Here is a 22,686-nt window from a genome sequence, read left to right as displayed (position 1 = left end):
CCTCCATCAGCGGACAGAGCAGAGTGCGTGCACTCCGACAGCACAACCGAAAATGGATCCTCCATGCGCAAGCTGACTCTGTTGGGAACAGCCGCTGCCGCAGGCGCGCTGCTGGTCGCCGGGGCGACTCCGGCCCTGGCCACCGAGAACGAGGTGGGCCTGCACCAGAACCCCCCGATCACCGCTGACGATCCCGAGTTCGCCGGGAACGGGGAGTGCCCGACGATACCCGCCGACCAGGACGGATGGCACTTCGTCCTGCCCACGAACGACGCGGTCTTCCTCGAACTGCGGGTGACGTTCGAGCAGGGCGGCGAGCAGGTCGTCACGGTCTTCGGCCCGCCCAGCGACAAGCACGCCTACGTGGCCTCCGCCCCGGGCGACACCCTGATCGCCGCCAGCGCGACCGTCGAGGGCGGGCCGGTCGACTTCCGCCTCTCCCACACCTGCCCGGCCACCGAGGATTCCGAGGAGCCGGCCGAGCAGGAACCGGCCACCGAGGAACCTGACGAGCCCGGCCAGCAGGAACCAGCCACCGAAGAGCCCGAGACGCAGGCGCCGGGCGCCGGCACGGACGGGGGGAGCGCCGAGGAGGAGCCCGCCGCCGAGCCGACCTCGGAGCCGGCCCAGTCCTCCGGCGACGACGCCGATCTGGCCGAGACGGGCTCCAACACCCCGGTCATCGCCGCCTCCACCGGGGCCTTGGCCCTCCTCGCTGTCGGCGGCTACCTGGCCCTTCGCCGCCGCGGCCAGACCAACCGCACCTGACGATCTTTCACGGGGCCGCCCTCCCGAGGGCGGCCCCACGTCCGGCGCCTAGCGACCGCGGTCGGGGCGCCAGACCACGATCGCCGAGGACTGCCTGACGTCCTGGTAGGGCACCAGATCACGCCGATAGGAGGCGTGCACCTGAGCCTCCCGCTGACGCATCGCCACCGCGGCGCCCTCCACCGCGGCCTGCAGCTCGGCCACCTGTGCCTGAAGCGCCGCGACCTGCGTCTGCAGCGCGATGATCTGCTTGATCCCGGCGAGGTTGATCCCCTCGTCCTGGGACAGCCGCTGCACCTCGCGCAGCAGCTGGATGTCCCGCGCCGAGTACCGCCGGCCGCGGCCCGCGGTGCGGTCCGGGGAGACCAGGCCGAGCCGGTCGTACTGTCGGAGCGTCTGCGGGTGCAGCCCGGAGAGCTGAGCCGCGACGGAGATGACGTATACCGGCGTGTCCTCAGTCAGCTCGTAGGGGTTCCCAAAGGAGTTACTGCTCTGTCCGTGCCGGCCGTTCATCTCTTACTCTCCCTTCGCGGCCTCGAACAGCCCTGCCCGAGGATCCTCGCTCTCCACCGTCGCGCGATACTCCTCAAGGGCCTTGCGTGCACTGTCACCCAGGTCGCGGGGGACCGCGACCTCGATCGTCACCAGCAGGTCGCCCCGGGTGCCGTCCTTGCGCACGGCGCCCTTGCCACGCGCCCGCATGGTGCGACCGGCCGGGGTGCCCGGGGGCAGCTTCAGGGTGACCGGTGGACCACCGAGCGTCGGCACCTTGATCTCACCACCCAGCGCGGCCTCGGGGAAGGTGACTGGCACCGTGATGGTGAGATTGTCACCTCGTCTGCCGAATACCGGATGTTCGTCCACATGGACGACGACATACAGGTCGCCGTTGGGGCCCCCACGCTCTCCCGGCGCGCCCTTGCCGCGCAGCCGGATCCGCTGGCCGTCGTCGACGCCCGCCGGGATGCGGACCTGCATGGTGCGCGAGCTGGTGGCCCGCCCACTGCCCCGGCAGACCGTGCACGGGTCCTGGGCGATCAGCCCACGCCCCTTGCAGTCCACGCACGGGTCGGTGAGCGAGAAGCCGCCCCCACCGCCTCGGCTGACCTGTCCAGTACCGACACAGGTGGGGCAGACGCGCGGCGTGCCGTTCTTGTCGCCCGTGCCGGAACACGCCTTGCAGGCCGCGCTCGACGACATCCGCAGCGGCACCGTGGCCCCCGACACCGCCTCGGTGAAGCTGAGCGTCACCTCTGACTCGATGTCCTGGCCGCGGCGCGGGGCGGTGCGGGTGCCCGCGCCGCCCCGGTTGAACAGGCCGCCGAACACGTCGCCGATGCCCCCGCCGAACCCGCCGGCCGCCCCGCCGGGGCCGGTGCCCTGGGGGCCGCCGAACAGGTCACCGAGGTCGAAGTTGAACTGACCGCCGGCCCCCGGCCCCGGCCGGAAGCCGCCGTTGCCGAACAGGGCGCGCGCCTCGTCGTACTCCTTGCGTCGCTTCGCGTCGCCGAGCACGTCGTAGGCCTCGGAAACGTCCTTGAAGCGGTCCTCGGCGCGGGCGTCCCCCTTGTTGGCATCCGGGTGGTTCTCCCGGGCCAGCTTGCGGTACGCCTTCTTGATCTCGGCCTCGGTGGCGTCCCGAGGAACGCCGAGGACCTTGTAGTAGTCCTTCTCGATGAAGTCCTTGGTGCTCATCCCCGGCGATCCTCCTTCCCCACCACCGCGGCGTCAGCCCTCGTCAGGGCCACCGCCGTTGTCCTTCTCGGGCGCACTCTCCTCCTGTTCGGCGGGCTTCCCCGGCTGCGGCTCGGCGACACCCACCCGGGCCGGGCGAATCGTCCGGTCGCCGATCCGGTACCCCGGCTGGAGGATCTGCACGCACGTGGTCTCCGTGACGTCCGGCGAGTAGCTGTGCATCAGGGCCTCGTGGATCATCGGGTCGAAGGGCTCGCCCTCCTTGCCGAACTGGGCGAGGCCCATCTTCGCCGCCACCATCTCGAGCGACTCCGCGACGTGCTTGAAGCCGCCGACCAGCTCGCCGTGGTCCCGGGCACGACCGATGTCGTCGAGCACCGGCAGCAGCTCGGTGAGGAGGTTGGCGACGGCCACCTCCTTGACGGCGATCCGGTCGCGCTCGACCCGCCGGCGGTAGTTCTGGAACTCCGCCTGGAGCCGCTGCAGGTCCTGCGTGCGCTCGTTCAACGCCGAACGGGTCTGGTCGAGCTGAGCGGTCAGCGCCACGTCCTGAAGGTCGCCCGCCGGCGGCTCGGGGATCGCGTCCCCGGCCGCCGCGTCCGCGCCGGCCCCCTCCGCGGGGGACTCGGCGGCGGACTCCGCCGGCAGATCCTGGTTCGCCGCCTCGGCGTCGGGGACCTCAGGCTCCTTGTCGAAGCCCTGCGGGTCCTGGGTCACGCCGCACCACCCTTCGGCTTGTCGTCGTCCACGATCTCGGCGTCGACGACGTCCTCGTCGGCACCCGACGTGCCGGCCGCGCCGCCCGGCGCGGCCCCGCCGGCGGCCTGGGAGGCCTGGGCGTCGGCGTACATGGCCTGGCCCAGCTTCTGGCTGGTGGCGGCGAGCTTCTCGGACGCCTCGCGGATGGCCGCGGTGTCCTCGCCCTTCAGCTGCTCGGCCAGCTCGGCGATGGCGGTCTCGACCTCGGTCTTGACCTCGGCCGGAACCTTCTCCGCGTTCTCCTTGAGGAAGTTCTCCGTGGTGTACTTCAGCTGCTCGGCCTGGTTGCGCGTCTCGGCGGCCTCGCGGCGGCGCTTGTCCTCCTCCGCGTACTGCTCGGCGTCGCGCATCATCCGCTCGATGTCGTCCTTCGGCAGCGCCGAGCCGCCGGTGACGGTCATCCGCTGCTCCTTGCCGGTGCCCAGGTCCTTGGCGGAGACGTGCATGATGCCGTTGGCGTCGATGTCGAAGGTGACCTCGATCTGCGGGATCCCGCGGGGCGCCGGCGGCAGGCCGGTCAGCTCGAACATGCCGAGCTTCTTGTTGTACGCCGCGATCTCGCGCTCGCCCTGGTAGACCTGGATCTGCACGGACGGCTGGTTGTCCTCGGCCGTGGTGAAGATCTCGGAGCGCTTGGTCGGGATCGTGGTGTTGCGCTCGATCAGCTTGGTCATGATGCCGCCCTTGGTCTCGATGCCGAGGGACAGCGGGGTGACGTCGAGCAGCAGGACGTCCTTGACCTCGCCCTTGAGCACACCGGCCTGGAGGCTGGCGCCGATGGCCACGACCTCGTCCGGGTTGACGCCCTTGTTGGCCTCCTTGCCACCGGTGAGCTCACGCACCAGCTCGGCGACGGCGGGCATCCGGGTCGAACCGCCGACCAGCACCACGTGGTCGATCTCGGACAGCTGGATGCCGGCGTCCTTGATCACGTTGTGGAACGGGGTCTTGCAGCGCTCGAGCAGGTCGGAGGTCAGCTGCTGGAACTGCGCCCTGGTGAGCTTCTCGTCCATGTGCAGCGGGCCCTCGGCCGAGGCCGTGATGTAGGGCAGGTTGATCGTGGTCTCGGTGGAGGAGGAGAGCTCGATCTTCGCCTTCTCCGCGGACTCGCGCAGCCGCTGCAGGGCCATCTTGTCCTTGGAGAGGTCGACGCCGTGCGCGTTGGCGAACTGGCGGACCAGGTGGTCCACGATGCGCTGGTCCCAGTCGTCGCCACCGAGGTGGTTGTCACCGTTGGTGGCCTTGACCTCGACCACGCCGTCGCCGATCTCGAGCAGCGAGACGTCGAAGGTGCCGCCACCGAGGTCGAAGACGAGGATGGTCTGGTCGTCCTTCTCCAGGCCGTAGGCGAGGGCGGCCGCGGTCGGCTCGTTCACGATCCGCAGCACGTTCAGACCGGCGATCTCACCGGCCTCCTTGGTGGCCTGCCGCTCGTGGTCGTTGAAGTAGGCCGGGACGGTGATCACCGCGTCGGTGACCTTCTCGCCCAGGTACGCCTCGGCGTCCCGCTTGAGCTTCTGCAGGATGAAGGCGCTGATCTGCTGCGGGTTGAAGTCCTTGCCGTCCAGGCCGATCTTCCAGTCGGTGCCCATGTGGCGCTTGACCGACCGGATGGTCCGGTCCACGTTGGTGACGGCCTGCCGCTTGGCGACCTCACCGACGAGCACCTCGCCGTTCTTCGCGAAGGCCACAACGGACGGCGTGGTCCTGGCGCCCTCGGCGTTGGTGATGACGGTGGGCTCACCGCCTTCGAGAACACTGACGACGGAGTTCGTCGTACCCAGGTCGATGCCGACCGCACGTGCCATTTCGGTTTCCTCCGGCTGCTAACTGATCTGTCCTGTGTGTTGAGCGTAACCGACTCAAGACTGCCTCAGCCGACAGCCGGAGTCAAATGACCTGAGCGGAGGAGACTCAACTCTTGTTGCGGATGGCGACTCAACCGATTACGCTGAGTGACCATGAGTGTAGTTCAGACCCCCATCGGTAGCCGGATCCGCATCGACATCCGTGTCCAGGCCAGCATCAGCGTGTGGCTGGGCGTTCAGGCTGAGGCCCAGGAGCGCGACATCGTCCCTGATCTCCCCGGCGAAGGCCGTCAGGTCCCGCCAGACGAAGTCCACGACGTCGCCGGGCGCCAGCGCACCGTCCGCCCCCAGACGAGCGGTGAGCCGGTCGACGAGGGGGTAGAAGGCTCCGCCGGCCCCCCGCGCCTCCGTCACCCCGTCCGTGTAGCCGAGCAGCACGTCGTCCGACGCGAGATCGGTCGCGGCGAGTCGGGGAGCTCCCCCGTCGGGCAGTCCGAGGCCGAGCGGCGGGCCGGGCGGCGAGTCGAGCTCCCGCACCCGCCCGCCCCTGAGCAGCAGCGGCGGGGGATGCCCGCAGCTCACCAGGCGCACCACCGCCCCGCCAGGAGGGAACTCGAGCAGCAGCGCCGTGGCGAACAGCTCCGTGCGATCGCCCGCGTCCAGCCTGAGGCGCCGGTCGAGACGCGCCGCCACGCCCTCGAGTCCGGCCTCGTCGAGCGCCGCCTCCCGAAAGGCGCCGAGGATCGCGGCGACCGTGCCCACCGCCGCGACGCCGTGCCCCTGCACGTCGCCGACCAGCGCCCGCACGCCGAACGGCCCCGCCCGCACGTCGTAGAGGTCCCCGCCGACCAGCGCGCCGCGCTGCGCCGCCCGGTAGAGCCCGGCGCAGTGGACCGGCCCGACGTGCTCGGGAAGCGGCGGAAGCACCGCCCGCTGCGCGGCCTCCGCCACGCTGCCGAACACCACGAGGTCGCGCGTGTACCGCGCCCTGAACCACGCGACCAGCACGCTGAACGCGCCGATCGCCGCCACCGCCGCCAGGTCGCCGCCCGAGACGTGGCCGGGGCGCGTGACGGGAAGCGCCAGCAGCACGAGCACCGCGGCGCCGAGCACCGCGGTCAGGCCGGGCCCGTAGATCAGCCCCGTGAGCGGCGGAAGCGCGGAAAGCAGGTAGCCGAACTGCTGGGAGCGGGGCTCGGCCAGTTGGGCGACGGCCGTGCCGATCAGCAGCGCCGCCGGCAGCAGGCGAAGCCAGCGCGGCAGCACCTGCGCGGGGCCGGCACCGGGCAGCGGGCCAGGAAGGGGAAGGGTCACGGCGCCAGCCGCCCGACCGCCGGGCGCGGCGCCCGCTCAGCCATGACCGGCGCTCCGCAGCCGGGCGGCCTCCGCGCGGATCTCGGGAAGCTTGGCGTAGAGCACGTCGCCCGGGCAGTAGGTCTGGACGATGTCCCGGTGCCCCGAGACCACGTCGAGCTCGGCCGGATCGCCGGCCGGCACCCGGCTGTCGTCGTTGGTGGAGACCATGCGCACTCGGCCACGCGGATCGGTGCCCGGCCGCAGCTTCCAGGCGGCGATCTTGGCGATCGCCGAGACCAGCTCCGCCGGCACGCTGCCCTCGGCGCCGAAGTCGCCGAGCGCCGCGACGCCGACGCTGTCCGCGTTGAACCCGGTGGTGTGCGCGCCCTGCACGAAGCGGTCGGCTCCGCCGCCCCTGCCCTCGTAGATGGTGCCGCAGCGGTCGACCACGAAGTTGTAGCCGATGTCGTCCCAGCCCTTCCAGAGGACGTGGTCCTGCTGCATGGCGCGGAGCATCTCCGGCACGTCCTCGCAGTCGTAGTCGTCCGGGTGGTTGGTGTGGTGGACGAAGACGGCCCGGGCCGCGCCCGTGTAGGTCACCGGCTCGGTGCGCAGTTGCTCGTCGGCGCCCCAGGTCGCTCGGGTGACGACGTCGGGGGCGGCCGTGGGCCGCTCGACGGGCGGCAGCGGGCGCTCGGCGGCCGGCGGCGTCGGGCTCTGGTCGGCCAGGGGCGGGGCGTCCCAGGTCACCAGCGTGGCGATGGGCAGGATGGTCGCCGCCCACAGCGCGATCCGGCGTACCCACATGCGCACTCCCGAGGTCAGGCCCTCAGGGCAGGATCTTGACAGCGCTCGACCAGTTGAGGCCGAGTCGCTCCTGGGCCGCCATGTGCAGGAACTGAAAGGCCTCCAGCTCCCGGGCGCGGCGTAGCGGCCCCACGTCCAGCGGCCGGAGTCCGCCGGAGGCGGCCAGCTCGGCCACGCTTCGCTTGGCGTCCTCGTCGTCGCCCGCGATCAGTACGTCCAGTGGCTCTCCGGCGACCTGGCCGGAGAGCAGGGTGGCGGCGAAGGTGGTGTTGAACGCCTTCACCACCGGGGCGCCGGGGGCGGCCTCGGCGGCGATCTCCTCGGCGGCCGAGGTGCCGGCCGGCACCGCCAGCGAGTCGAAGGTGGAGAAGTCGACGGGGTTGCAGATGTCGACGATGACGGAGCCGGTCAGCGCCGTGCCGTAGTCGGCGACCACCTCCCGCCCGGCCGGATAGGGCACCGCGAGCACCACCAGGTCGGCGTCCTCGACCGCGATGGCGTCGGACTGGCGAACGTCCCCGTCGCCGCCGGGGGCCGCGCGGCGCAGTTCCTCGGCCAACGCCGCCGCCTGCTCCGCCGAGCGGCCGACCAGCCGCACGGTGTGGCCCCCGGCCAGCGCCCGGGTCGCTATGCCCCGGGCCATGTTGCCCGGGCCGATAATCGCGATGATCACCTCTCCATGCCAGCACGCGCCCCAGAAGCGCGCATCTCGACCGGAGGGCCGAGCCGGAGGCTCGGGCGCCCGCTCCCAGGTGCTCAGACGCGCTCGGGCAGCGGCCGGTCGGCACGCAGGTCGGCGAAGACGCGGTCGGCTTTCGGGCGGTCGAGGGTGAGCCGGTTGGGTCGTTCCGGGTGCGGCACGGTGGGCACCGTGTGGAAGGTGACGCCGCCGTCCGGCACCGCCCGGAGGTCGGCGACGAGTCCGGCCAGGGCCTCCAGCGAGTCGAGCCCGGGATCCGCGGTGATCGACGAGGTCACGGCGGCGAGCAGCGGGTAGAGCCGCGCGGGGTTGGTGAGCGTGCCCTGGGTCGTCACCTTCTCGTAGAGGCGCCCGAGGAAGTCCTGCTGGCGCAGGAGGCGGTTGAGGTCGCTGCCGTCGCCGACGAAGACGCGGGCCCTGACGTAGGCGAGCGCCTGCTCGCCGTCGAGCCGGTGGCGTCCCGCGCCGAGGTCGTGGCCCACGTTGGGGTCGTGCTCGGGCTCGGCGAGTTCCACCTCCACTCCGCCCGCGGCGTCCACGATGTCGGCGAAGCCCTCGAAGCCCACGACGACGTGGTGGTCGACGCGGATGTCGGTCAGCTGCTCGAAGGTCCGGATGGTGCAGGCCGCCCCGCCGAACTGGAACGCCCAGTTGAGCTGCGCGTGCTGTGGCTCGCTCGTCTCTCCGTCCGGGGTGCGGCAGCCGGGGATGTCGACGACGAGGTCGCGCGGCACGTTCAGGGCGTCGGCGCGCTCTCCGTCGCCGGAGAGGTGGAGCAGCAGCACGGTGTCGGAGCGGGCGTTGCCGGTGCCGGAGCCCCAGTCCTCGCCGATCACCAGGATGTTCCTGGCCGCGCCGACACCCGCCGCGGGGCGCTCCGCGGCGTGCGCCTCGAGTTCGCGGGTCGCGGCGTGGTCGGTGCGGATGTTGCCCTCCAGCTCCTGGAAGGCCCACAGGGCGGTCCCGGCGGCGATCGCCAGCAGCACGCCGAAGGCGAGCAGCGACCACCACAGCACCCTGTGACCGCGTGACGTGTGTACGGACAAACGACAGCCACCCTTCCGGTGTGCGCTCGATGTCGGTCCATCGTGCGCACACCGGAGGGGCTTGGAAGGCTTTTGGGATTATTTGTCCGCGACTTCCCTCGATCGGAGGTCCGCCGCCCGGTCGACGGCTCCACCGGCCTGCGGAACGGGGGCCGGTCGGCGCCCGGATATGAGCAGGGCCGGCAGCGCCGCGGCGGCCATGGCCACGATGCCCCAGACGTAGCTGCCCTGGTAGGCGCCCGCGAGATCCGCCGGCTCGCCGGCGCCGGCGGTCCCGGCGAGGCGGCCGGCCAGCACCATGGAGATCATCGCCGGGCCGATGGAGCCGGCCACCTGGGAGGTGATGTTGAGCAGGGTGGAGGCCGCCGGCGCGTCCGCCGGCCCGATGGCCCTGGTGGCCGCGGCGATGTTCGGCATCATCACCATTCCCACCCCGGTCCCCATCACCGCCAGCGCGATCCCCAACCGGAGGTAGGAGGCGTCGGGCTCCGCCTGGGCGGCGAAGGCCGCGAGTCCGGTCGCCGCCAGCAGGATGCCCGGCAGGACGACGAGCCGCGGCGGCACCCGGTCCACCAGCCGACCCGCCACCTGCATCATCGTCCCGGCGGCGAGCCCGGCGGGGGCGTGCAGCAGTCCGGAGGCCAGCACCGAGGTCCCGCGCACCTCCTGGTAGTACATGGGCGCCAGCAGCATCGACCCGAAGTAGCCGGTGACGAACAGCAGCATCGTCGTCGCGCCGACAGCCAGCGGGCGGCGCCGCAGCAGCCGCAGGTCGATCAGCGGTTCGGCGACCGTCAGCGAGCGCGCCACGAAGCCGACCACCAGCGCGGCTCCCACCAGCACGGGAAGGAACGCGGCGGGGCTGCCGAGCCCGTCCGAGCCCTCGCTGGCCCGGGTCAGCCCGTAGATGACCGCGGCGAGCCCGGGCGAGAGCATCAGCAGCCCCGGCACGTCGAGCCGGCGACCCGGCTGGGGCGCGTCCCGTGGGAACACCCGGTGGGCCAGCACGACGGTGAGCAGTCCGACCGGGAGGTTGATGAGGAACATCCAGCGCCAGGAGACCTCGTCCACCAGCCAGCCGCCCAGCACCGGCCCGGCGACCGGCCCCACCAGGATGGGGAGCCCGAGCAGCGACATCATCGCGCCCTGTTTCCCCTCCCTGGCGGCGGCCTGCATCATCACGGCCATGCCCACCGGCATCACCATGCCGCCGCCCAGCCCCTGCAGCACCCGGAAGCCGATGAGCGACTCCGCGTTCCAGGCCAGCCCGGCGAGTGCCGAGCCCAGGGTGAACACCGTCATGGCCAGCATGTAGAGACGTCTGCTGCCGAACCGCGCCATGGCCCAGGCCGTGGCGGGGATGACGGCGGCCAGCGCCAGGGTGTATCCGGAGGCCACCCACTGGATCGTGGTCAGCGGCACGTCGAACTCGCGGACCAGCGGGTTGAGGGCGACGTTGACGATGGTGGTGTCCAGCACGGTCGTCAGCGCGCCGAGCACGATGACGCCGGCGACGGCGCGGGTGCTCATGCGGCGTAGGGGCGTGCCGCCCGGGCGTCGCGCAGCGCGTGTCCCCACCAGGCGAGCTGGTCGAGCATGGTCTTGGCCGCCCGCTCGCAGCCCTCGGTCTCCACGGGCCGGCCGGCGGCGTCGAACCGTTCCCAGGCGTTCTGGAAGCTGACGGTGTCCCGGACGGTGACGGCGTGCAGCTCGGCGAAGACGCCCCGCAGGTGCTCGACGGCCCGCAGTCCGCCGGAGAGGGCGCCGTACGAGACGAACGCGACCGGCTTGGCCTGCCACTCCCGGCGGTGCCAGTCGATCAGGTTCTTGAGCGCCGCCGGGTAGCTGTGGTTGTACTCGGGCGTGACGACCACGAAGGCGTCGGCGGCCTCCAGTCGGGGCGCCAGCGGTCCCGGTGTCGGGTCCGCGCCGTATCCGCCCATGTCCCACGGCAGTTCCGCGTCGGCCACGTCGACGACGTCCGCCACCATGTCGTCCCGCCGCCCCGCCTGGTCGGCGGTCCACGCCACCACGGCCGGGCCGAACCTGCCGGCCCTGGCGCTTCCGCCGATCACCGCGACGGCCAACTCGTGCCGCTCCTGCGCCATGTGCCTGTCCCCTGTCTCGAGTAGGTCGATCTCCGGGAACGTCTCGTCCCCGTGCGGGATCCAGGCTCTTACCTCAAGGTAACTTGAAGTCAACTGGCGGCTCGCCGGCCGGCGGCCGCGCAGCCCGATGTCGCGACCGATCGGCTGGTCAGGTGAAGTTACCCTCCAGTAGGATTTCGCTGGGCTATCTTGCTAGCCCCTGCCGGCCAGGCAGCCAGCCGGGCCGCGACCCCCGCCTCCGTCCGCACGCCCGAGGAGCCGCCGCCATGCAACTCGCCGCGATCGTCGTCTCGCTGGTGCTCACCGCGGTCGCCGTCGCGCTGTTCGGCCGGGCCGTCGTGGAGATCGTCCGCCGTCTCCGCCTCGGCCAGCCCGTGCCGCAGGGACAGCGCACCGACAACCCCCGCCAGCGCACCCTGACGCTGGCCCGCGAGTTCCTGGGCCACACCCGGATGAACCGCTGGGCCCCCGTCGGCGTCGCGCACTGGTTCGTGGCCATCGGCTTCCTCACCCTCGGCCTGACCATCGTCCAGGCCTTCGGCCAGCTCTTCCAGGCCGACTGGACCCTCCCCGTGCTCGGCGGCTTCGTCCCCTACGAGATGTACATCGAGTTCATCGCGCTGGCGACGACCCTCGGCATCGCCGCCCTGATCGTCATCCGCCGGCTCAGCCTGCCCTCCAGGGCCGGCCGCAAGTCCCGCTTCGCGGGCTCCACCGCCTGGCAGGCCTACTTCGTCGAGTACGTCATCCTCACCATCGGCGTCTGCATCCTGCTGCTCCGCGGCCTGGAGGGCGCCCTCCACCACGTCGACGGCTACGGGCCGGCGTACTTCGTCACCTACCCCCTGGTCGCCGCCTTCGACGGCCTGTCCACCGGCGCCCTGCAGAACCTGGTCTACCTCGTCGCCCTGGTCAAGCTCGGCACCACCATGACCTGGGCGATCACCGTCGCCCTCAACACCAGCATGGGCGTGGCCTGGCACCGTTTCCTGGCCTTCCCCAACATCTGGTTCAAGCGGGAGGCCGACGGCTCCGCCGCGCTGGGCGCGCTCCAGCCCATGACCTCGGGCGGCAGGCCGATCGACTTCGAGACCGTCTTCGAGGAGGAGGGCGGCGAGGACACGCAGTTCGGCGTCTCCAAGATCGAGCACTTCTCCTGGAAGGGCCTGCTGGACTTCTCCACCTGCACCGAGTGCGGCCGCTGCCAGTCCCAGTGCCCGGCCTGGAACACCGGCAAGCCGCTCTCCCCCAAACTCCTGATCATGTCCCTGCGGGACCACGCGCACGCCACCGCGCCCTACCTTCTGGCCGGCGAGAGCAACGAGACCACCGAACGACCGCTGGTCGCGCCCGCCGCCGAGAGCGGCGTGATCGACCCCGACGTGCTGTGGTCCTGCACCACCTGCGGCGCCTGCGTCGAACAGTGCCCCGTCGACATCGAGCACGTCGACCACATCGTCGACATGCGCCGCTACCAGGTCATGATCGAGTCCTCGTTCCCCAGCGAGGCCGGCACCATGCTCAAGAACCTCGAACGCAAGGGCAACCCCTGGGGACTGGCCAAGAAGAAGCGCCTGGAGTGGACACGCGAGGTCGACTTCCCCGTCCCCGTCGTCGGCCAGGACGTCGAGGACCTCACCGACGTCGACTACCTCTACTGGGTGGGCTGCGCCGGCGCCCTCGAGGACCGCGCCAAGAAGACCACCAAGGCCTTCGCGGAACTCCTCCACATCGCCGGCGTCTCGTTCGCCATCATGGGCGGCGACGAGTCCTGCACCGGCGACTCCGCCCGCCGCCTGGGCAACGAGTTCCTCTTCCAGCAGCTCGGCCAGCAGAACGTGGAGACCCTCAACGCCGCGGCCGCCAAGAAGATCGTCACCACCTGCCCGCACTGCTTCAACACCATCGCCAACGAGTACCCCCAGCTCGGCGGCAGCTTCGAGGTCATCCACCACACCCAACTGCTCCAGCACCTCGTCGACGCCGGCAAGCTGATCCCCGTCACCCCCGTCGAGGGCCTGATCACCTACCACGACCCCTGCTACCTGGGCCGGCACAACCGCGTCTACACACCGCCCCGCGAGATCATCGGGCGCGTTCCGGGCCTGCGCAACGAGGAGATGCACCGCCACAAGGAGCGCGGCTTCTGCTGCGGCGCCGGCGGCGCCCGCATGTGGATGGAGGAGCGCATCGGCAAGCGCATCAACGACGAACGCGTCGACGAGGCGCTCTCCCTCAACCCCGACATCATCTCCACCGCGTGCCCGTTCTGCCTCGTGATGCTGACCGATTCGGTCAACGGCAAGCAGGCCGCCGACACCGCGGGCGCGATCAAGGACGACCTCCGCGTCGTCGACGTGGCCCAGCTGCTGCTGGAGTCCGTTCGCAAGCCCGACGACGGCGACAGCGAGGCCCGCGCGACGGCGCCCGAACCGGCTCCGGAACCGGCCAAATAGCGCCCTTGTCCCGCCCGATCGGGCATGCCATGATCGCGGCGACCGGGCGGAGGGCGGGTTGCCGGAGGAGTCGAACGGGTCTGGGGAACGTCCATCCGCGCTCGCGGCGCTGGGCGAGGCCCATCTCGGCCCCTCCGGCGCATTCCGGGTGCCGGGAAGCGGTACGTTCGTACTCGTGGCCGGTTTCAGAAACGAGCGCGACGATCAGCAGCCCCCGTACGGACACCACGCGTACGGGCAGCAGCCCACCTACCCACAGCCCGCCCCCGGCGGCTACCCGCCGGGCTACGGCGCCCCCGACCCCTACTCGACGCAGCCCCACGCCGGCCAGGACGACCACGCCCCGGCCGGCGACGCGCCCCCACCCGGGCCGCCGCTCCCCTGGAAGCAACTGCTCGTCGGCGTGATCTTCCGGCCCAGCCCCACCTTCTGGCGCATGCGGGACTACCCGATGTGGCTGCCGGCGCTGATCGTCACCTTCCTCTACGGCCTGCTCGCCGTCTTCGGCCTGGACAGCGCCCGCGAGTCGGCCCTCGACTCGACGGCCTCCACGCTGGTGCCCTACCTCCTGGTCACCGGCGTGGTCATGGTGCTCGGCGCCCTGCTGCTCGGCACCGTCACGCACAACCTGGCGCGCCAGTTCGGCGGCAACGGCATCTGGGCGCCCACGGCCGGCCTCGCCATGCTGATCATGACGCTGACCGACGTGCCACGCCTCACCCTGGCGCTCTTCCTCGGCGGCGCCAACCCCGTTGTCCAGCTCGTCGGTTGGGCCACCTGGCTCTTCGCCGGCCTGCTGTTCACCATGATGGTCAGCCGGTCCCACGAGATCCCCTGGCCACGCGCCCTGGCCGCCTCGGCGATCCAACTGCTCGCCGTCCTGATGCTGGTCAAGTTGGGCACCCTCTAGCCACCCTGTAGCCTCGGGGCGTGCTGCTGTCAGACAAGGACATCCGGACGGAAATCGACACCGGACGGGTGCGGATCGAGCCATACGACCCGGTGATGGTCCAGCCGTCGAGCATCGACGTACGGCTGGACCGCTACTTCCGGATCTTCGAGAACCACCGCTACCCGCACATCGATCCGGCCACCGAACAGCCCGATCTGACCCGCATGATCGAGCCCCCAGGCGACGAGCCCTTCATCCTCCACCCCGGGGAGTTCGTCCTCGCCTCGACCTACGAGGTGATCACCCTCCCCGAGGACATCGCCTCCCGCCTCGAGGGCAAGAGCTCCCTTGGCCGCCTCGGCCTCCTCACCCACTCCACGGCCGGCTTCATCGACCCCGGCTTCTCCGGCCACGTCACGCTGGAGCTCTCCAACGTGGCCACCCTCCCCATCAAGCTGTGGCCCGGCATGAAGATCGGCCAACTCTGCATGTTCCGGCTGAGCTCCCCGGCCGAGCACCCCTACGGCTCGACCGAGGTCGGCTCCCGCTACCAGGGCCAGCGCGGCCCTACGCCGTCCCGCTCCTACCTGAACTTCCACCGAACCCGGACGTGACGCCCTTCACCGGCACCACGTTCCGCAACCGCGCACACCGCGGACACCGCACCAACCTCCCGGGCCCGATCCGCTCACTCCCCAACTGCTGCAAGGGAAACCGCGACGTACTGAACACGTGCCCCTCGGCACAGCGGACCACGGTGACGCTTTCGAAGGCTGCCTGCAACGCTTCCCTCTCCCTGCTCCGGATGACGACCGCCACCCTAGGGGAAGACACCGACACCACCCCCGCAGCCACTCCGGCGTATCCCACCGACCCCCACATGCGGTAAGCTGACCCCGGCGAACAGCCACCACGGCTGCTCCCGGCGGGCGTAGTTTAATGGTAGAACATGAGCTTCCCAAGCTCAGAGCGCGAGTTCGATTCTCGTCGCCCGCTCCAGTAGTGAAGGCCCAGGTCAGGGGCTCTGCGCCCCAACCTGGGCCGTTGTGCTGTCCGGGCCGATTTGCTAGCGGCGTGCCAGAGCGGTCAGGCGACCGTGAACTCCGCGTCGCCGAAGTCCGCGACCACGCGCAACCGTCCGCCGAGAGCTTCTACGTAAGACCGGAGCGTCGCCAACTCTGCACGGTCGATGTCACCATGCTCGATCGCCGACACACGCGGAGCGGAGACCCCCATGGCCGCGGCGACGGCGCGCTGGGTCAGCGCCTGTTCCTGTCGGATCTCCGCGAGGCGGTGGGCACGCACCTCGGCGACAAGCCGGTCCATCGCCTCCCGCTTCTCCGCCGACGACCGCACGGGCAGCCCAGCGGCTTCACGGCGCTCACGCGCCCTGCGCCTCGTCTCCTCCCAGCTGACCGCGCTCATTCGTACTCCCTGCCCTCAAGATCGGCTATGTGTTTCCGGTAACGCTCTTCAGCGGTGGGGATATTGGCTTCGTACCATCCTCGCCGGTTGCCGGCCTTGTCACCCGCCACCAGCAGCACCGCCCGGCGCACGGGGTCGAAGGCGAAAAGAATGCGAATCTCGCTACCACCGGACGACCCTGGTCTCAGTTCCTTCAGGTGGTGGTTCTCGGCACCCTTGATCCGGTCCACCAGTGGCCGACCCCTCGCTCGACGCTCTCCCAGTCGTCCTCGGCCAGCCTCTCGAACCACGCCGCGACCTCCGCGACAAGTACTACTTCCCATTGAGCCACGGCCGGGATGTTAACGGGAGCGTTAACCCCGACCGGATCGGCGTCGTCACGTTCAGGTACCTGAGCCTTGTGCCGTGTGCGCGGTGGCGGGCCGGCGCGTTGGGAGGCCGCGGCACGTTCTCGCCGTCAGGTGAGAGGGCCGAGGGTGAAGCCGCCGTCGGCGATGAGTTCGGAGCCGGTCGCGAAGCGGGCTTGGTCCGAGGCGGCGAAGAGGATGAAGTGGGCGATCTCGTCGGGGGTGGCGTTGCGGGGGATGGCGAAGTCGTCCACCGGTACGAGTGCGTTGCCGTCGGGGCCGTAGGCGAGGGGGGTCTCGATGATGCCGGGGTGGACGGAGTTGACGCGGATGTTGTCGCGGGCCAGTCCCTTGGCGGCCGCGCGCATGAGGCCGCGCAGTGCCCACTTGCTGCTGCTGTAGGCGACGAGGTCGGGGGCGGCCGCGAGGCCGGCGACGGAGTTGATGTTGACGATCGCGCCGCCGCCGGCGGCGCGCATCGAGGGGGCCGCGGCGCGGATGCCGAGGAGGGCGCCGGTGAGGTTGGTGTCGAGCACGCGCTGGAACTCGTCGAGCGGGATGCTCTCCACGGTGCCGACGCGCAGGTAGGCGGCGTTGTTGATGAGGATGTCCAGCGGCCCGAAGCGGGCCTCGGTCTGGTGGATCGCGTCGGTCCAGTCGGACTCGCTGGTGACGTCGAGCGGCACCCCGAGCGAGGGGCCGTGGAGTTGGGCGGCGAGTTGGTCGTAGCCGGTTCGGGCGGCGGTGACGGTGTTGGCGCCGGCTTCGGAGAACCGGGCGGTCAGTGTGGTGCCGAGTGCGCCGGAGGCTCCGGTGATGAGAACGGTCTTGCCGGTGAAGTCGAACATGAGGGTTTCCCTTCAGTGGTCCGCGGGGGCGGCGTCGGTGGAGTGGGCGAGGCTTCGTCCGGCTTCGAGGGCTGCGAGGCGGTCGCGCAGGGCCGTGGTCGCCAGCGCGTACGCGTCGGAGCCGAGCGTCAGGCGGAACGGCGCCTCGGCCTGGTCGGCGGAGGCGATGATGGCCGCCGCGATCTTCGCGGGGTCACCGGGCGCGGGCAGCGGGGGCAGTTCGCCGGAGAGCACGCGTCGCAACCGGCCCGAGGGGCCGTCGGCGTATGCGGGCAGGGGCGCGCCCAGGACCGCGCCGCCGGCGCCGAAGTTGGTGCGGGAGACGCCGGGCTCGACGACCGTCACGCCGATGCCGAACGGGGCGAGTTCGGCGGCGGCCGACTCCCAGAATCCCTCGATGCCCCACTTGGTGGCGTGGTAGAGGCTCATGGCGGGGAAGGCGACCTGGCCGCCGATGCTGGCGATCTGGATGTAGCGCCCGCCGCCCTGGCGGCGCAGGTGTGGGGTGGCGGCGCGGGCGAGCTGGATGGAGGCCGTGAGGTTGGTCGCGATCTGGCGGTCGATCTGCTCGTCGGTGAGTTCCTCGGCGGCCCCGAAGAGGCCGTAGCCGGCGTTGGACACGACGACGTCGATCCGGCCGAGTTCGGTGAACGCGCGGTCCACGACCTCGCGCATCGTGTTCGTGTCGGTGACGTCCAGGCGGGACCGCCACAGCCGATCGCCGTAGCGGGCCGCCAGGTCGTCGAGGCTTTCCGGGCGTCGCGCGGTGGCGGCGACCCTGTCTCCCCGTGCGAGCAGCTGTTCGGTGAGGTGGCGGCCGAAGCCGGAGGACGTGCCGGTGACGAACCAGGTGTGTGTCATGTCGTGCTCCCTCCCTAGGTAACTAACTGGATATATTCATAGCCTGGATCGGAGCCGATGTAAACACCTGGATGGTTATGTACGATGAGCGCATGCCACCCGACGCCACCGAGACCAAGCGACGCCTGATGAAGGCGGCGGTCGACGAGTTCGCCGCCTACGGGCTGGCCGGCGCCCGGATCGACCGCATCGCCGACGCCGCCCAGGCCAACAAGCGGTCGATCTACATGCACTTCGGGACCAAGGAGGAGCTGTTCGACAAGGTCGTCGCCGAGAGCATGACGGAGCTGGCGGCAGCCGTCTCGATCGACGCCGGCAACCTGCCCGACTACGCCGGCGAGTTGTACGACCGGCTGGAGCAACGGCCGCACGTGCGGCGGCTGTACCTGTGGGCGGGACTCGAACGGCAACAGCCCATCGACGCCGAGGTCGAGGAGTACCGCCGGAACGTCACCGCGATCGAAGCGGCTCAGGAAGCAGGCCGCGTCCGCGCCGACATCCCGCCCCCGGAGCTCATGGCCATGGTGATCGCCCTGGTGATCAGCTGGGACACCGCCTCCTGGTCGCTGAAGGCGCTGCGGACGGAGACCGGCCAGGATTCCTCCGGCGAACGCAGGGCCGCGGTGGTCACCGCCGTGGCCACACTCGCCCAACCATCCCGGGCCGGGGGCATCGCGCCGTAGACTCGCGGCACGCCGTCGAGCGCCATGACGAACCCGGGGGGAACACCATCCGTGCCTGACTACGACGACCCTGCCTGGAGACCGCTCCCCGTCCGGCCGGCCGCGCTGCGCTGGTTGCTGCTGCTCCCCCTGACCCTGGTGTTCCTGCCGCTGTGGTGGGTGGTGTGGATCGCCCTCGCGGCCTGCTGCTACGGCGTGGCCACGGTGGTCCAACTGGTCGTCTACGTGCTGCCGCGCACCGAGGACGGCGCGATCCGGGTGCTGGACGCCACGCTGGGCCGGGTGCCGTTCATCCCCCGCTGGTGCGTGACCCCGGTGGCGCTGGTGCGGGAGGGCGACTCGGCGTACTACCGGGCGCGCGTGGACCGGTACCTCGCCAGGAAGACCCGGCGGGTGGAGACCTCGCACGGACTGCAGCGCGATCTGGACCTCGGGGTGCACTACTTCCGCGGCGCGGGGGCCGGTTACGTCCTGCGGGGCGCCTCGGAGCAGGGCTGGGACCTCCACCCCGTGCTGCGTTCGCATCCCCGGCGCCGGCTCCGGCTGCGCCACAGCGGCCGGCTCTGAGGGACGCGGGCCACGGCGGCTACGACAGCGACGGCTCCCGCCTCACGGGCAACGTCCCCCGGAGCCGATCGAGCCGCTGACCTGACATGCTCGGGGCGGTCAGCGGCCCGCCAACTCCTCGACGATCGGGGCGAAGGTCTCCATGTCGTCGAGGAGGAAGGAACTGATGCCGAGGCGTTCGCGCAGGTCGACGAACTTGCGGGTGAGTTCCTTGAGGGAGCCGATGAACACGTGCGGGGACTCCGCGAGCTCCTCGGCGGTGAGTTCGACGCCGGTGCGTTCGCGGAGTTGGTCGGCTCGTCTGCGGGTCTCGCCCCTGGCGTCGTGGGTGAGGACCATCGGGCCGCCGGTCGGGTAGCTGTTCAGTTCGAGCTCGGGGAAGCGGTCGCCGGCCGCCTCGCGGATCCAGCCGATCTTCTCCTCGGTGGCGGCGAGGGTGATGCTCGGTGCGTCGAGGGTCGGCAGGCCCTGCGCGTCCTTCCCGAGTCGCGGCGCCAGGCCGACGATCCCCGCCTCCCGGGCGGCGAGCGTGAGCAGTCGCCTTCCGCCGCCGCCGACGAAGAACGGCGGGTGCGGGCGCTGGACCGGCTTGGGCTGCGCGTCGTAGTCGGTGATGGTGTAGTGCTCGCCGGCGAAGGAGAACCTCTCGTCGGCGAAGCAGCCCTTGAGGACCCGGATGGCTTCGGTGAGTCTGGCGACCCGGGTGGCGACGGGCTCGAAGGGGATGCCGATCGCGTCGTGCTCGGGCTTGTTCCAGCCGGCTCCGAGGCCGATCTCCAGGCGGCCGCCGGAGAGGCGGTCGAGCGTCGCGAGTTCCTGGGCCAGGACGGCGGGGTGCCGCAGGTTGGTGTTGAACACGAAGGTGCCGACGCGGAGCGTCTCGGTCGCCGCGGCGGCGGAGGCGAGGACGGGGATCGGCGCGTACTGGGCCAGCAGGTGGTCCGGGATCACCAGGGCGCTGTAGCCGATGGCCTCGGCACGACGCGCGTGGGCGGCGAGGCCAGGTCCGTCGTGGGGTCGGGCGAGCGCGGTGAGGAAGCGGAAGGGACGCATCGCGTCATCGTGTCGGAGATGTGAGGCGCGGACCAGGTGCCACCCGGCGCGTGGACGCATGTCTCATATGGCGGACAGCGGGTTCTCTGGGGCGTTTTCGTCGGCTACTTTTCCGCGCAGGTCAAGAGTGCCAGCGTGAAGCCCCGGCTAGCTGGCCGGCAACCCTCCTGCACGGTGGGGTGCCCCCGGGGAGACGACCCGGCTGCGGTGATGCGGCAAGCGTGCTCCGGTGAGTTCTCGCATGGTGAGAACTCCGTCTTGAAATGTGGACGGCCGAGCGGTTTGCCCGTGCCTCGGCCTTCAGTGAGCAGGCACGGCGAGGCGGAGTTCATGGGCACCACGGAGCAGGACGACATCGGGCGGCTGGCCGGTCTCGGGGAGGGGATCGAGGCGGCGCGCGGCACCAAGCCGTTGGTGGCGGCGCGGGCCCAGCAGGCCGGAGAGGCGCTGTTCGGCGACGAGGTGCCGGTGCGGCGCGGCCTGGCCGCGTTGGCCGCGCGGCGGCACGGCGTGGAAGAGCTGGTTCAGGAGCACGCGGAGCGGGGCGGTGACCCGGCGCTGTGGGCGGACGAGCTTCCCGAGGACCCGGCGCTGCGGGCGGCGGTGGCCCATGTCGACCTGATCACCGTCTCGCCGGCGTTGGCCACCCGCGCGGATCTGGAGCGGCTGGTCGAGGCGGGGTGGTCGCCGGACGAGATCGTGGCGATCTCGCAGGTCGCGGCGTTCACCGCGTTCCAGGCGCGGGCGATCCAGGGGCTGCGGCTGATCGAGGGCAGGGAACCGGTCGGGGCGGCGGCGCCGGGGCGGGCCACGCCCGGGCGTGGGCGGGTCAAGAGCACCGCGCGGACGGCGTCCAACGGGCGTGAGCGTCCCGTCGAGTACACCAGGGAGCTGCTGTCCTGGACGGCGTGGGTGCCGCCGGTGCCGACCGAGGAGCTGACGGAGGAGCAGGAGGCCTCGTTCCGGGGCAAGACCAACGGCGAGTACTTCCGGCTGCTGGCCCGGCTGCCCAGGGTGCTGGCGGCCCGCACCGCGCTGGACGCCGCGATCTTCGCCACCACCGAGGGCCTGCCGCGCGCCGAGCGCGAGCTCGCCGCGGCGGCGACCAGCAAGGTGACCGACTGCGTGTACTGCGCCTCCGTGCACGCCCGGAAGTCCGCCCAGATGTCCAAGCGGCCGGCGGACGTGGACCGGCTGCTCGCGGTCTCGCTGGAGCGGGACGCCGACTGGCTGCCCCTGGAGACCGCCCCGCTGGCCGAGGGGCAGGACGCCCGCTGGGCCGCGATCGTCGAGTTCGCCGCGGCGCTCGCCACCACCCCGGTCAGCGCCACCACCGCGCACGTGGACCGGCTGCGCGCCGTGGGGCTCACCGACGTCGAGTTGACCGACCTGGTGTCGGCCACGGCCTTCTTCGCCTGGGCGAACCGGCTGATGCTCAGCCTCGGCGATCCCTACTGGCCCTGATCCGACCCGAGAACAGAACGGAATCGTCATGAGACAACGCCTGTCCGCCCTGACCGCCGCGACCGCCGTAGCGCTCCTCGCCGGCGCCTGCGGGACCGTCACCACCGAGGACACAGCGGAGGAGAGCAGCGGTGACCGCGAGGGCTCGCTCACCGTCGTCGACGACGTCGGCCGCACCGTGGAGCTCGACGGGCCCGCCGAGCGCGCGGTCGTCCTGAACAGCTACGGCAACGAGTTCGCCCAGGCCATCGGGGCGGGCGACCGGGTCGTGGGCTTCGACCGGGTCTCGCAGACCCGGCTGCCCTACCTGGACATCGCCGACGACGAGGTGGTCAGCGAGGATCTCCAGGAGATCAACTACGAGTCGGTCGTCGAACTCGACCCCGACGTGTTCATCCTGCCCCGCAACGGGGCCTGGCAGGAGGCCAGCGAGCAGCTCGAGTCCTTCGGTATCCCCGTGGTGGTGGCCACCGCCTGGGACTTCGACGTGTTCCACGAGACCGTGGACCTGCTGGGCGAGGTCTTCGGCGAGCCGGCGGGTGCCGAGCGGGTCTCCGGCTTCTACGACGAGATCTTCGGGCTGATCGACGAGCGGGTGGCCGGCACCGAGCCGGTGCGCGTGTACTGGGAGACCGAGCAGCCGTACCTGACCGGGCTGCCCGGCTCGGGCTTCGACCAGATCATCGTGGCCGCGGGCGGCGAGAACGTCTTCGGCGACCTGGACACCGGCGGGGACGAGCAGTCCGAGACGACGGTGGACCCCGCCGCGATCCTGGAGCGCGATCCGGAGGTCGTGGTCCACGAGTTCGGGCCCTCCGCCGAGCCGACGGGGCAGGAGCGGTTCGACACGCTGCGCGACGAGCTGCTCGGGCGGGCCGGCTGGCAGGACCTCTCGGCGACCACGGGCGACCGGGTCTTCGTGACCAACGGCTGGGCCACCAGCGGCCTGTCCAAGGCCATCGGGGCGCTCTACCTGGCGAGTTGGCTGCACCCCGAGGAGTTCGCCGACGTCGAGCCCGGCGACTACCTGGCGCGGTGGGCCGAGGAGTTCCAGGGCACGGAGTTCCCCGGCGAGGACGCGTACATCCAGAAGGTGAGCTGAC

Annotated in this window: 24 protein-coding genes, 1 tRNA gene and 1 riboswitch; of the genes, 9 read left to right on the top strand and 16 right to left on the bottom strand. The window is 71.2% G+C overall.

The features are described from left to right. Positions 1–63 precede the first annotated feature (63 nt). On the top strand, positions 64–768 hold the full coding sequence (locus RNC47_RS19060; protein ID WP_311600325.1) for an LPXTG cell wall anchor domain-containing protein: 705 nt from the start codon (positions 64–66) through the stop codon (positions 766–768). Between the two features lie 48 nt (positions 769–816). Here the strand turns inward: RNC47_RS19060 and RNC47_RS19055 are convergent, their stop codons facing one another. The 10 genes from RNC47_RS19055 to RNC47_RS19010 all read right to left on the bottom strand — a co-directional run bounded on the left by RNC47_RS19055 (position 817) and on the right by RNC47_RS19010 (position 10,987). After that, positions 817–1,281, bottom strand: coding sequence for a heat shock protein transcriptional repressor HspR (locus RNC47_RS19055; protein ID WP_311600323.1), 465 nt, complete (start codon positions 1,279–1,281; stop codon positions 817–819). A 3-nt stretch (positions 1,282–1,284) separates the two neighbouring features. Further along, positions 1,285–2,463, bottom strand: a complete 1,179-nt coding sequence (dnaJ, locus tag RNC47_RS19050; RefSeq protein ID WP_311600321.1) for a molecular chaperone DnaJ — start codon at positions 2,461–2,463, stop codon at positions 1,285–1,287. Between the two features lie 33 nt (positions 2,464–2,496). Beyond that, a complete protein-coding gene (gene grpE / locus RNC47_RS19045) occupies positions 2,497–3,180 on the bottom strand; it encodes a nucleotide exchange factor GrpE (protein ID WP_311600320.1) in 684 nt (227 codons plus the stop codon). Next, positions 3,177–5,030 carry a molecular chaperone DnaK gene (gene dnaK / locus RNC47_RS19040; protein ID WP_311600318.1) on the bottom strand — a complete coding sequence of 618 codons (1,854 nt, stop codon included), beginning with the start codon at positions 5,028–5,030 and terminating at the stop codon, positions 3,177–3,179. Before dnaK ends, grpE begins: the two co-directional genes overlap by 4 nt. A gap of 138 nt (positions 5,031–5,168) precedes the next feature. Beyond that, the gene (locus tag RNC47_RS19035; RefSeq protein ID WP_311600316.1) at positions 5,169–6,344 is read right to left on the bottom strand and encodes a PP2C family protein-serine/threonine phosphatase; all 1,176 of its coding nucleotides are present in this window, start codon (positions 6,342–6,344) and stop codon (positions 5,169–5,171) included. Positions 6,345–6,380: 36 nt separating this feature from the next. Then, positions 6,381–7,133, bottom strand: a complete 753-nt coding sequence (locus tag RNC47_RS19030) for a peptidoglycan recognition protein family protein (protein ID WP_311600315.1) — start codon at positions 7,131–7,133, stop codon at positions 6,381–6,383. 22 nt (positions 7,134–7,155) lie between these two features. After that, on the bottom strand, positions 7,156–7,806 hold the full coding sequence (locus RNC47_RS19025) for an NADPH-dependent F420 reductase (protein WP_311600313.1): 651 nt from the start codon (positions 7,804–7,806) through the stop codon (positions 7,156–7,158). An 83-nt stretch (positions 7,807–7,889) separates the two neighbouring features. Beyond that, complete coding sequence (locus RNC47_RS19020; protein WP_311600310.1) at positions 7,890–8,879, bottom strand: LCP family protein; 990 nt, start codon at positions 8,877–8,879, stop codon at positions 7,890–7,892. Between the two features lie 78 nt (positions 8,880–8,957). After that, a complete protein-coding gene (locus RNC47_RS19015; protein ID WP_311600308.1) occupies positions 8,958–10,409 on the bottom strand; it encodes a DHA2 family efflux MFS transporter permease subunit in 1,452 nt (483 codons plus the stop codon). Then, on the bottom strand, positions 10,406–10,987 hold the full coding sequence (locus tag RNC47_RS19010; RefSeq protein WP_311600306.1) for an NADPH-dependent FMN reductase: 582 nt from the start codon (positions 10,985–10,987) through the stop codon (positions 10,406–10,408). The genes RNC47_RS19015 and RNC47_RS19010 overlap by 4 nt, the downstream gene beginning before the upstream one ends. A 266-nt stretch (positions 10,988–11,253) precedes the next feature. Here RNC47_RS19010 and RNC47_RS19005 point away from each other — a divergent pair, with 266 nt between their 5' ends. The 3 genes from RNC47_RS19005 to dcd all read left to right on the top strand — a co-directional run bounded on the left by RNC47_RS19005 (position 11,254) and on the right by dcd (position 14,949). Beyond that, a complete protein-coding gene (locus RNC47_RS19005; RefSeq protein WP_311600305.1) occupies positions 11,254–13,443 on the top strand; it encodes a (Fe-S)-binding protein in 2,190 nt (729 codons plus the stop codon). Positions 13,444–13,618: 175 nt separating this feature from the next. Further along, positions 13,619–14,353 carry a YIP1 family protein gene (locus RNC47_RS19000; protein WP_311600304.1) on the top strand — a complete coding sequence of 245 codons (735 nt, stop codon included), beginning with the start codon at positions 13,619–13,621 and terminating at the stop codon, positions 14,351–14,353. A 20-nt stretch (positions 14,354–14,373) separates the two neighbouring features. Then, the gene (dcd, locus tag RNC47_RS18995; protein WP_311600303.1) at positions 14,374–14,949 is read left to right on the top strand and encodes a dCTP deaminase; all 576 of its coding nucleotides are present in this window, start codon (positions 14,374–14,376) and stop codon (positions 14,947–14,949) included. On the opposite strand, the gene RNC47_RS18990 is transcribed toward dcd, so the two are convergent. Further along, positions 14,903–15,118 carry a hypothetical protein gene (locus tag RNC47_RS18990; RefSeq protein ID WP_311600359.1) on the bottom strand — a complete coding sequence of 72 codons (216 nt, stop codon included), beginning with the start codon at positions 15,116–15,118 and terminating at the stop codon, positions 14,903–14,905. The genes dcd and RNC47_RS18990 overlap by 47 nt on opposite strands. 142 nt (positions 15,119–15,260) lie before the next feature. On the opposite strand from RNC47_RS18990, the gene RNC47_RS18985 reads away from it, so the two are divergent. After that, positions 15,261–15,334: transfer RNA gene (locus RNC47_RS18985), tRNA-Gly, on the top strand. Positions 15,335–15,421: 87 nt separating this feature from the next. Here the strand turns inward: RNC47_RS18985 and RNC47_RS18980 are convergent. The 4 genes from RNC47_RS18980 to RNC47_RS18965 all read right to left on the bottom strand — a co-directional run bounded on the left by RNC47_RS18980 (position 15,422) and on the right by RNC47_RS18965 (position 17,816). Next, entirely contained in the window at positions 15,422–15,760 is a 339-nt protein-coding gene (locus tag RNC47_RS18980; RefSeq protein WP_311600302.1) for an XRE family transcriptional regulator, read from the bottom strand. Continuing rightward, positions 15,757–15,990 (bottom strand): type II toxin-antitoxin system RelE/ParE family toxin, encoded by a 234-nt coding sequence (locus RNC47_RS18975; RefSeq protein ID WP_311600301.1) that lies wholly within the window; start codon positions 15,988–15,990, stop codon positions 15,757–15,759. Before RNC47_RS18975 ends, RNC47_RS18980 begins: the two co-directional genes overlap by 4 nt. A 227-nt stretch (positions 15,991–16,217) precedes the next feature. Then, the gene (locus RNC47_RS18970) at positions 16,218–16,955 is read right to left on the bottom strand and encodes an SDR family NAD(P)-dependent oxidoreductase (protein WP_311600300.1); all 738 of its coding nucleotides are present in this window, start codon (positions 16,953–16,955) and stop codon (positions 16,218–16,220) included. A gap of 12 nt (positions 16,956–16,967) precedes the next feature. Beyond that, entirely contained in the window at positions 16,968–17,816 is an 849-nt protein-coding gene (locus tag RNC47_RS18965) for an SDR family oxidoreductase (RefSeq protein WP_311600299.1), read from the bottom strand. 92 nt (positions 17,817–17,908) lie between these two features. Here RNC47_RS18965 and RNC47_RS18960 point away from each other — a divergent pair, with 92 nt between their 5' ends. Continuing rightward, positions 17,909–18,499, top strand: a complete 591-nt coding sequence (locus tag RNC47_RS18960; RefSeq protein WP_311600298.1) for a TetR family transcriptional regulator — start codon at positions 17,909–17,911, stop codon at positions 18,497–18,499. A 51-nt stretch (positions 18,500–18,550) separates the two neighbouring features. Further along, the gene (locus RNC47_RS18955; RefSeq protein WP_311600297.1) at positions 18,551–19,066 is read left to right on the top strand and encodes a hypothetical protein; all 516 of its coding nucleotides are present in this window, start codon (positions 18,551–18,553) and stop codon (positions 19,064–19,066) included. A 99-nt stretch (positions 19,067–19,165) separates the two neighbouring features. Here the strand turns inward: RNC47_RS18955 and RNC47_RS18950 are convergent, their stop codons facing one another. After that, positions 19,166–20,119 carry a TIGR03621 family F420-dependent LLM class oxidoreductase gene (locus RNC47_RS18950; protein ID WP_311600296.1) on the bottom strand — a complete coding sequence of 318 codons (954 nt, stop codon included), beginning with the start codon at positions 20,117–20,119 and terminating at the stop codon, positions 19,166–19,168. Between the two features lie 119 nt (positions 20,120–20,238). Beyond that, positions 20,239–20,347, top strand: a riboswitch (SAM riboswitch). A gap of 102 nt (positions 20,348–20,449) precedes the next feature. Between RNC47_RS18950 and RNC47_RS18945 the strand changes: the two genes are divergently transcribed. Then, the gene (locus RNC47_RS18945) at positions 20,450–21,583 is read left to right on the top strand and encodes a peroxidase-related enzyme (protein ID WP_311600295.1); all 1,134 of its coding nucleotides are present in this window, start codon (positions 20,450–20,452) and stop codon (positions 21,581–21,583) included. 28 nt (positions 21,584–21,611) lie between these two features. Further along, complete coding sequence (locus RNC47_RS18940; RefSeq protein WP_311600294.1) at positions 21,612–22,685, top strand: ABC transporter substrate-binding protein; 1,074 nt, start codon at positions 21,612–21,614, stop codon at positions 22,683–22,685. Position 22,686 lies beyond the last annotated feature (1 nt).

The organism is Streptomyces millisiae, from assembly GCF_031845425.1.
Classification (GTDB): Bacteria; Actinomycetota; Actinomycetes; order Streptomycetales; family Streptomycetaceae; genus Streptomyces; species Streptomyces millisiae.
The sequence above is the reverse complement of the archived record's forward strand: the minus strand, read 5'-3'. Positions and strand labels throughout refer to the sequence as shown.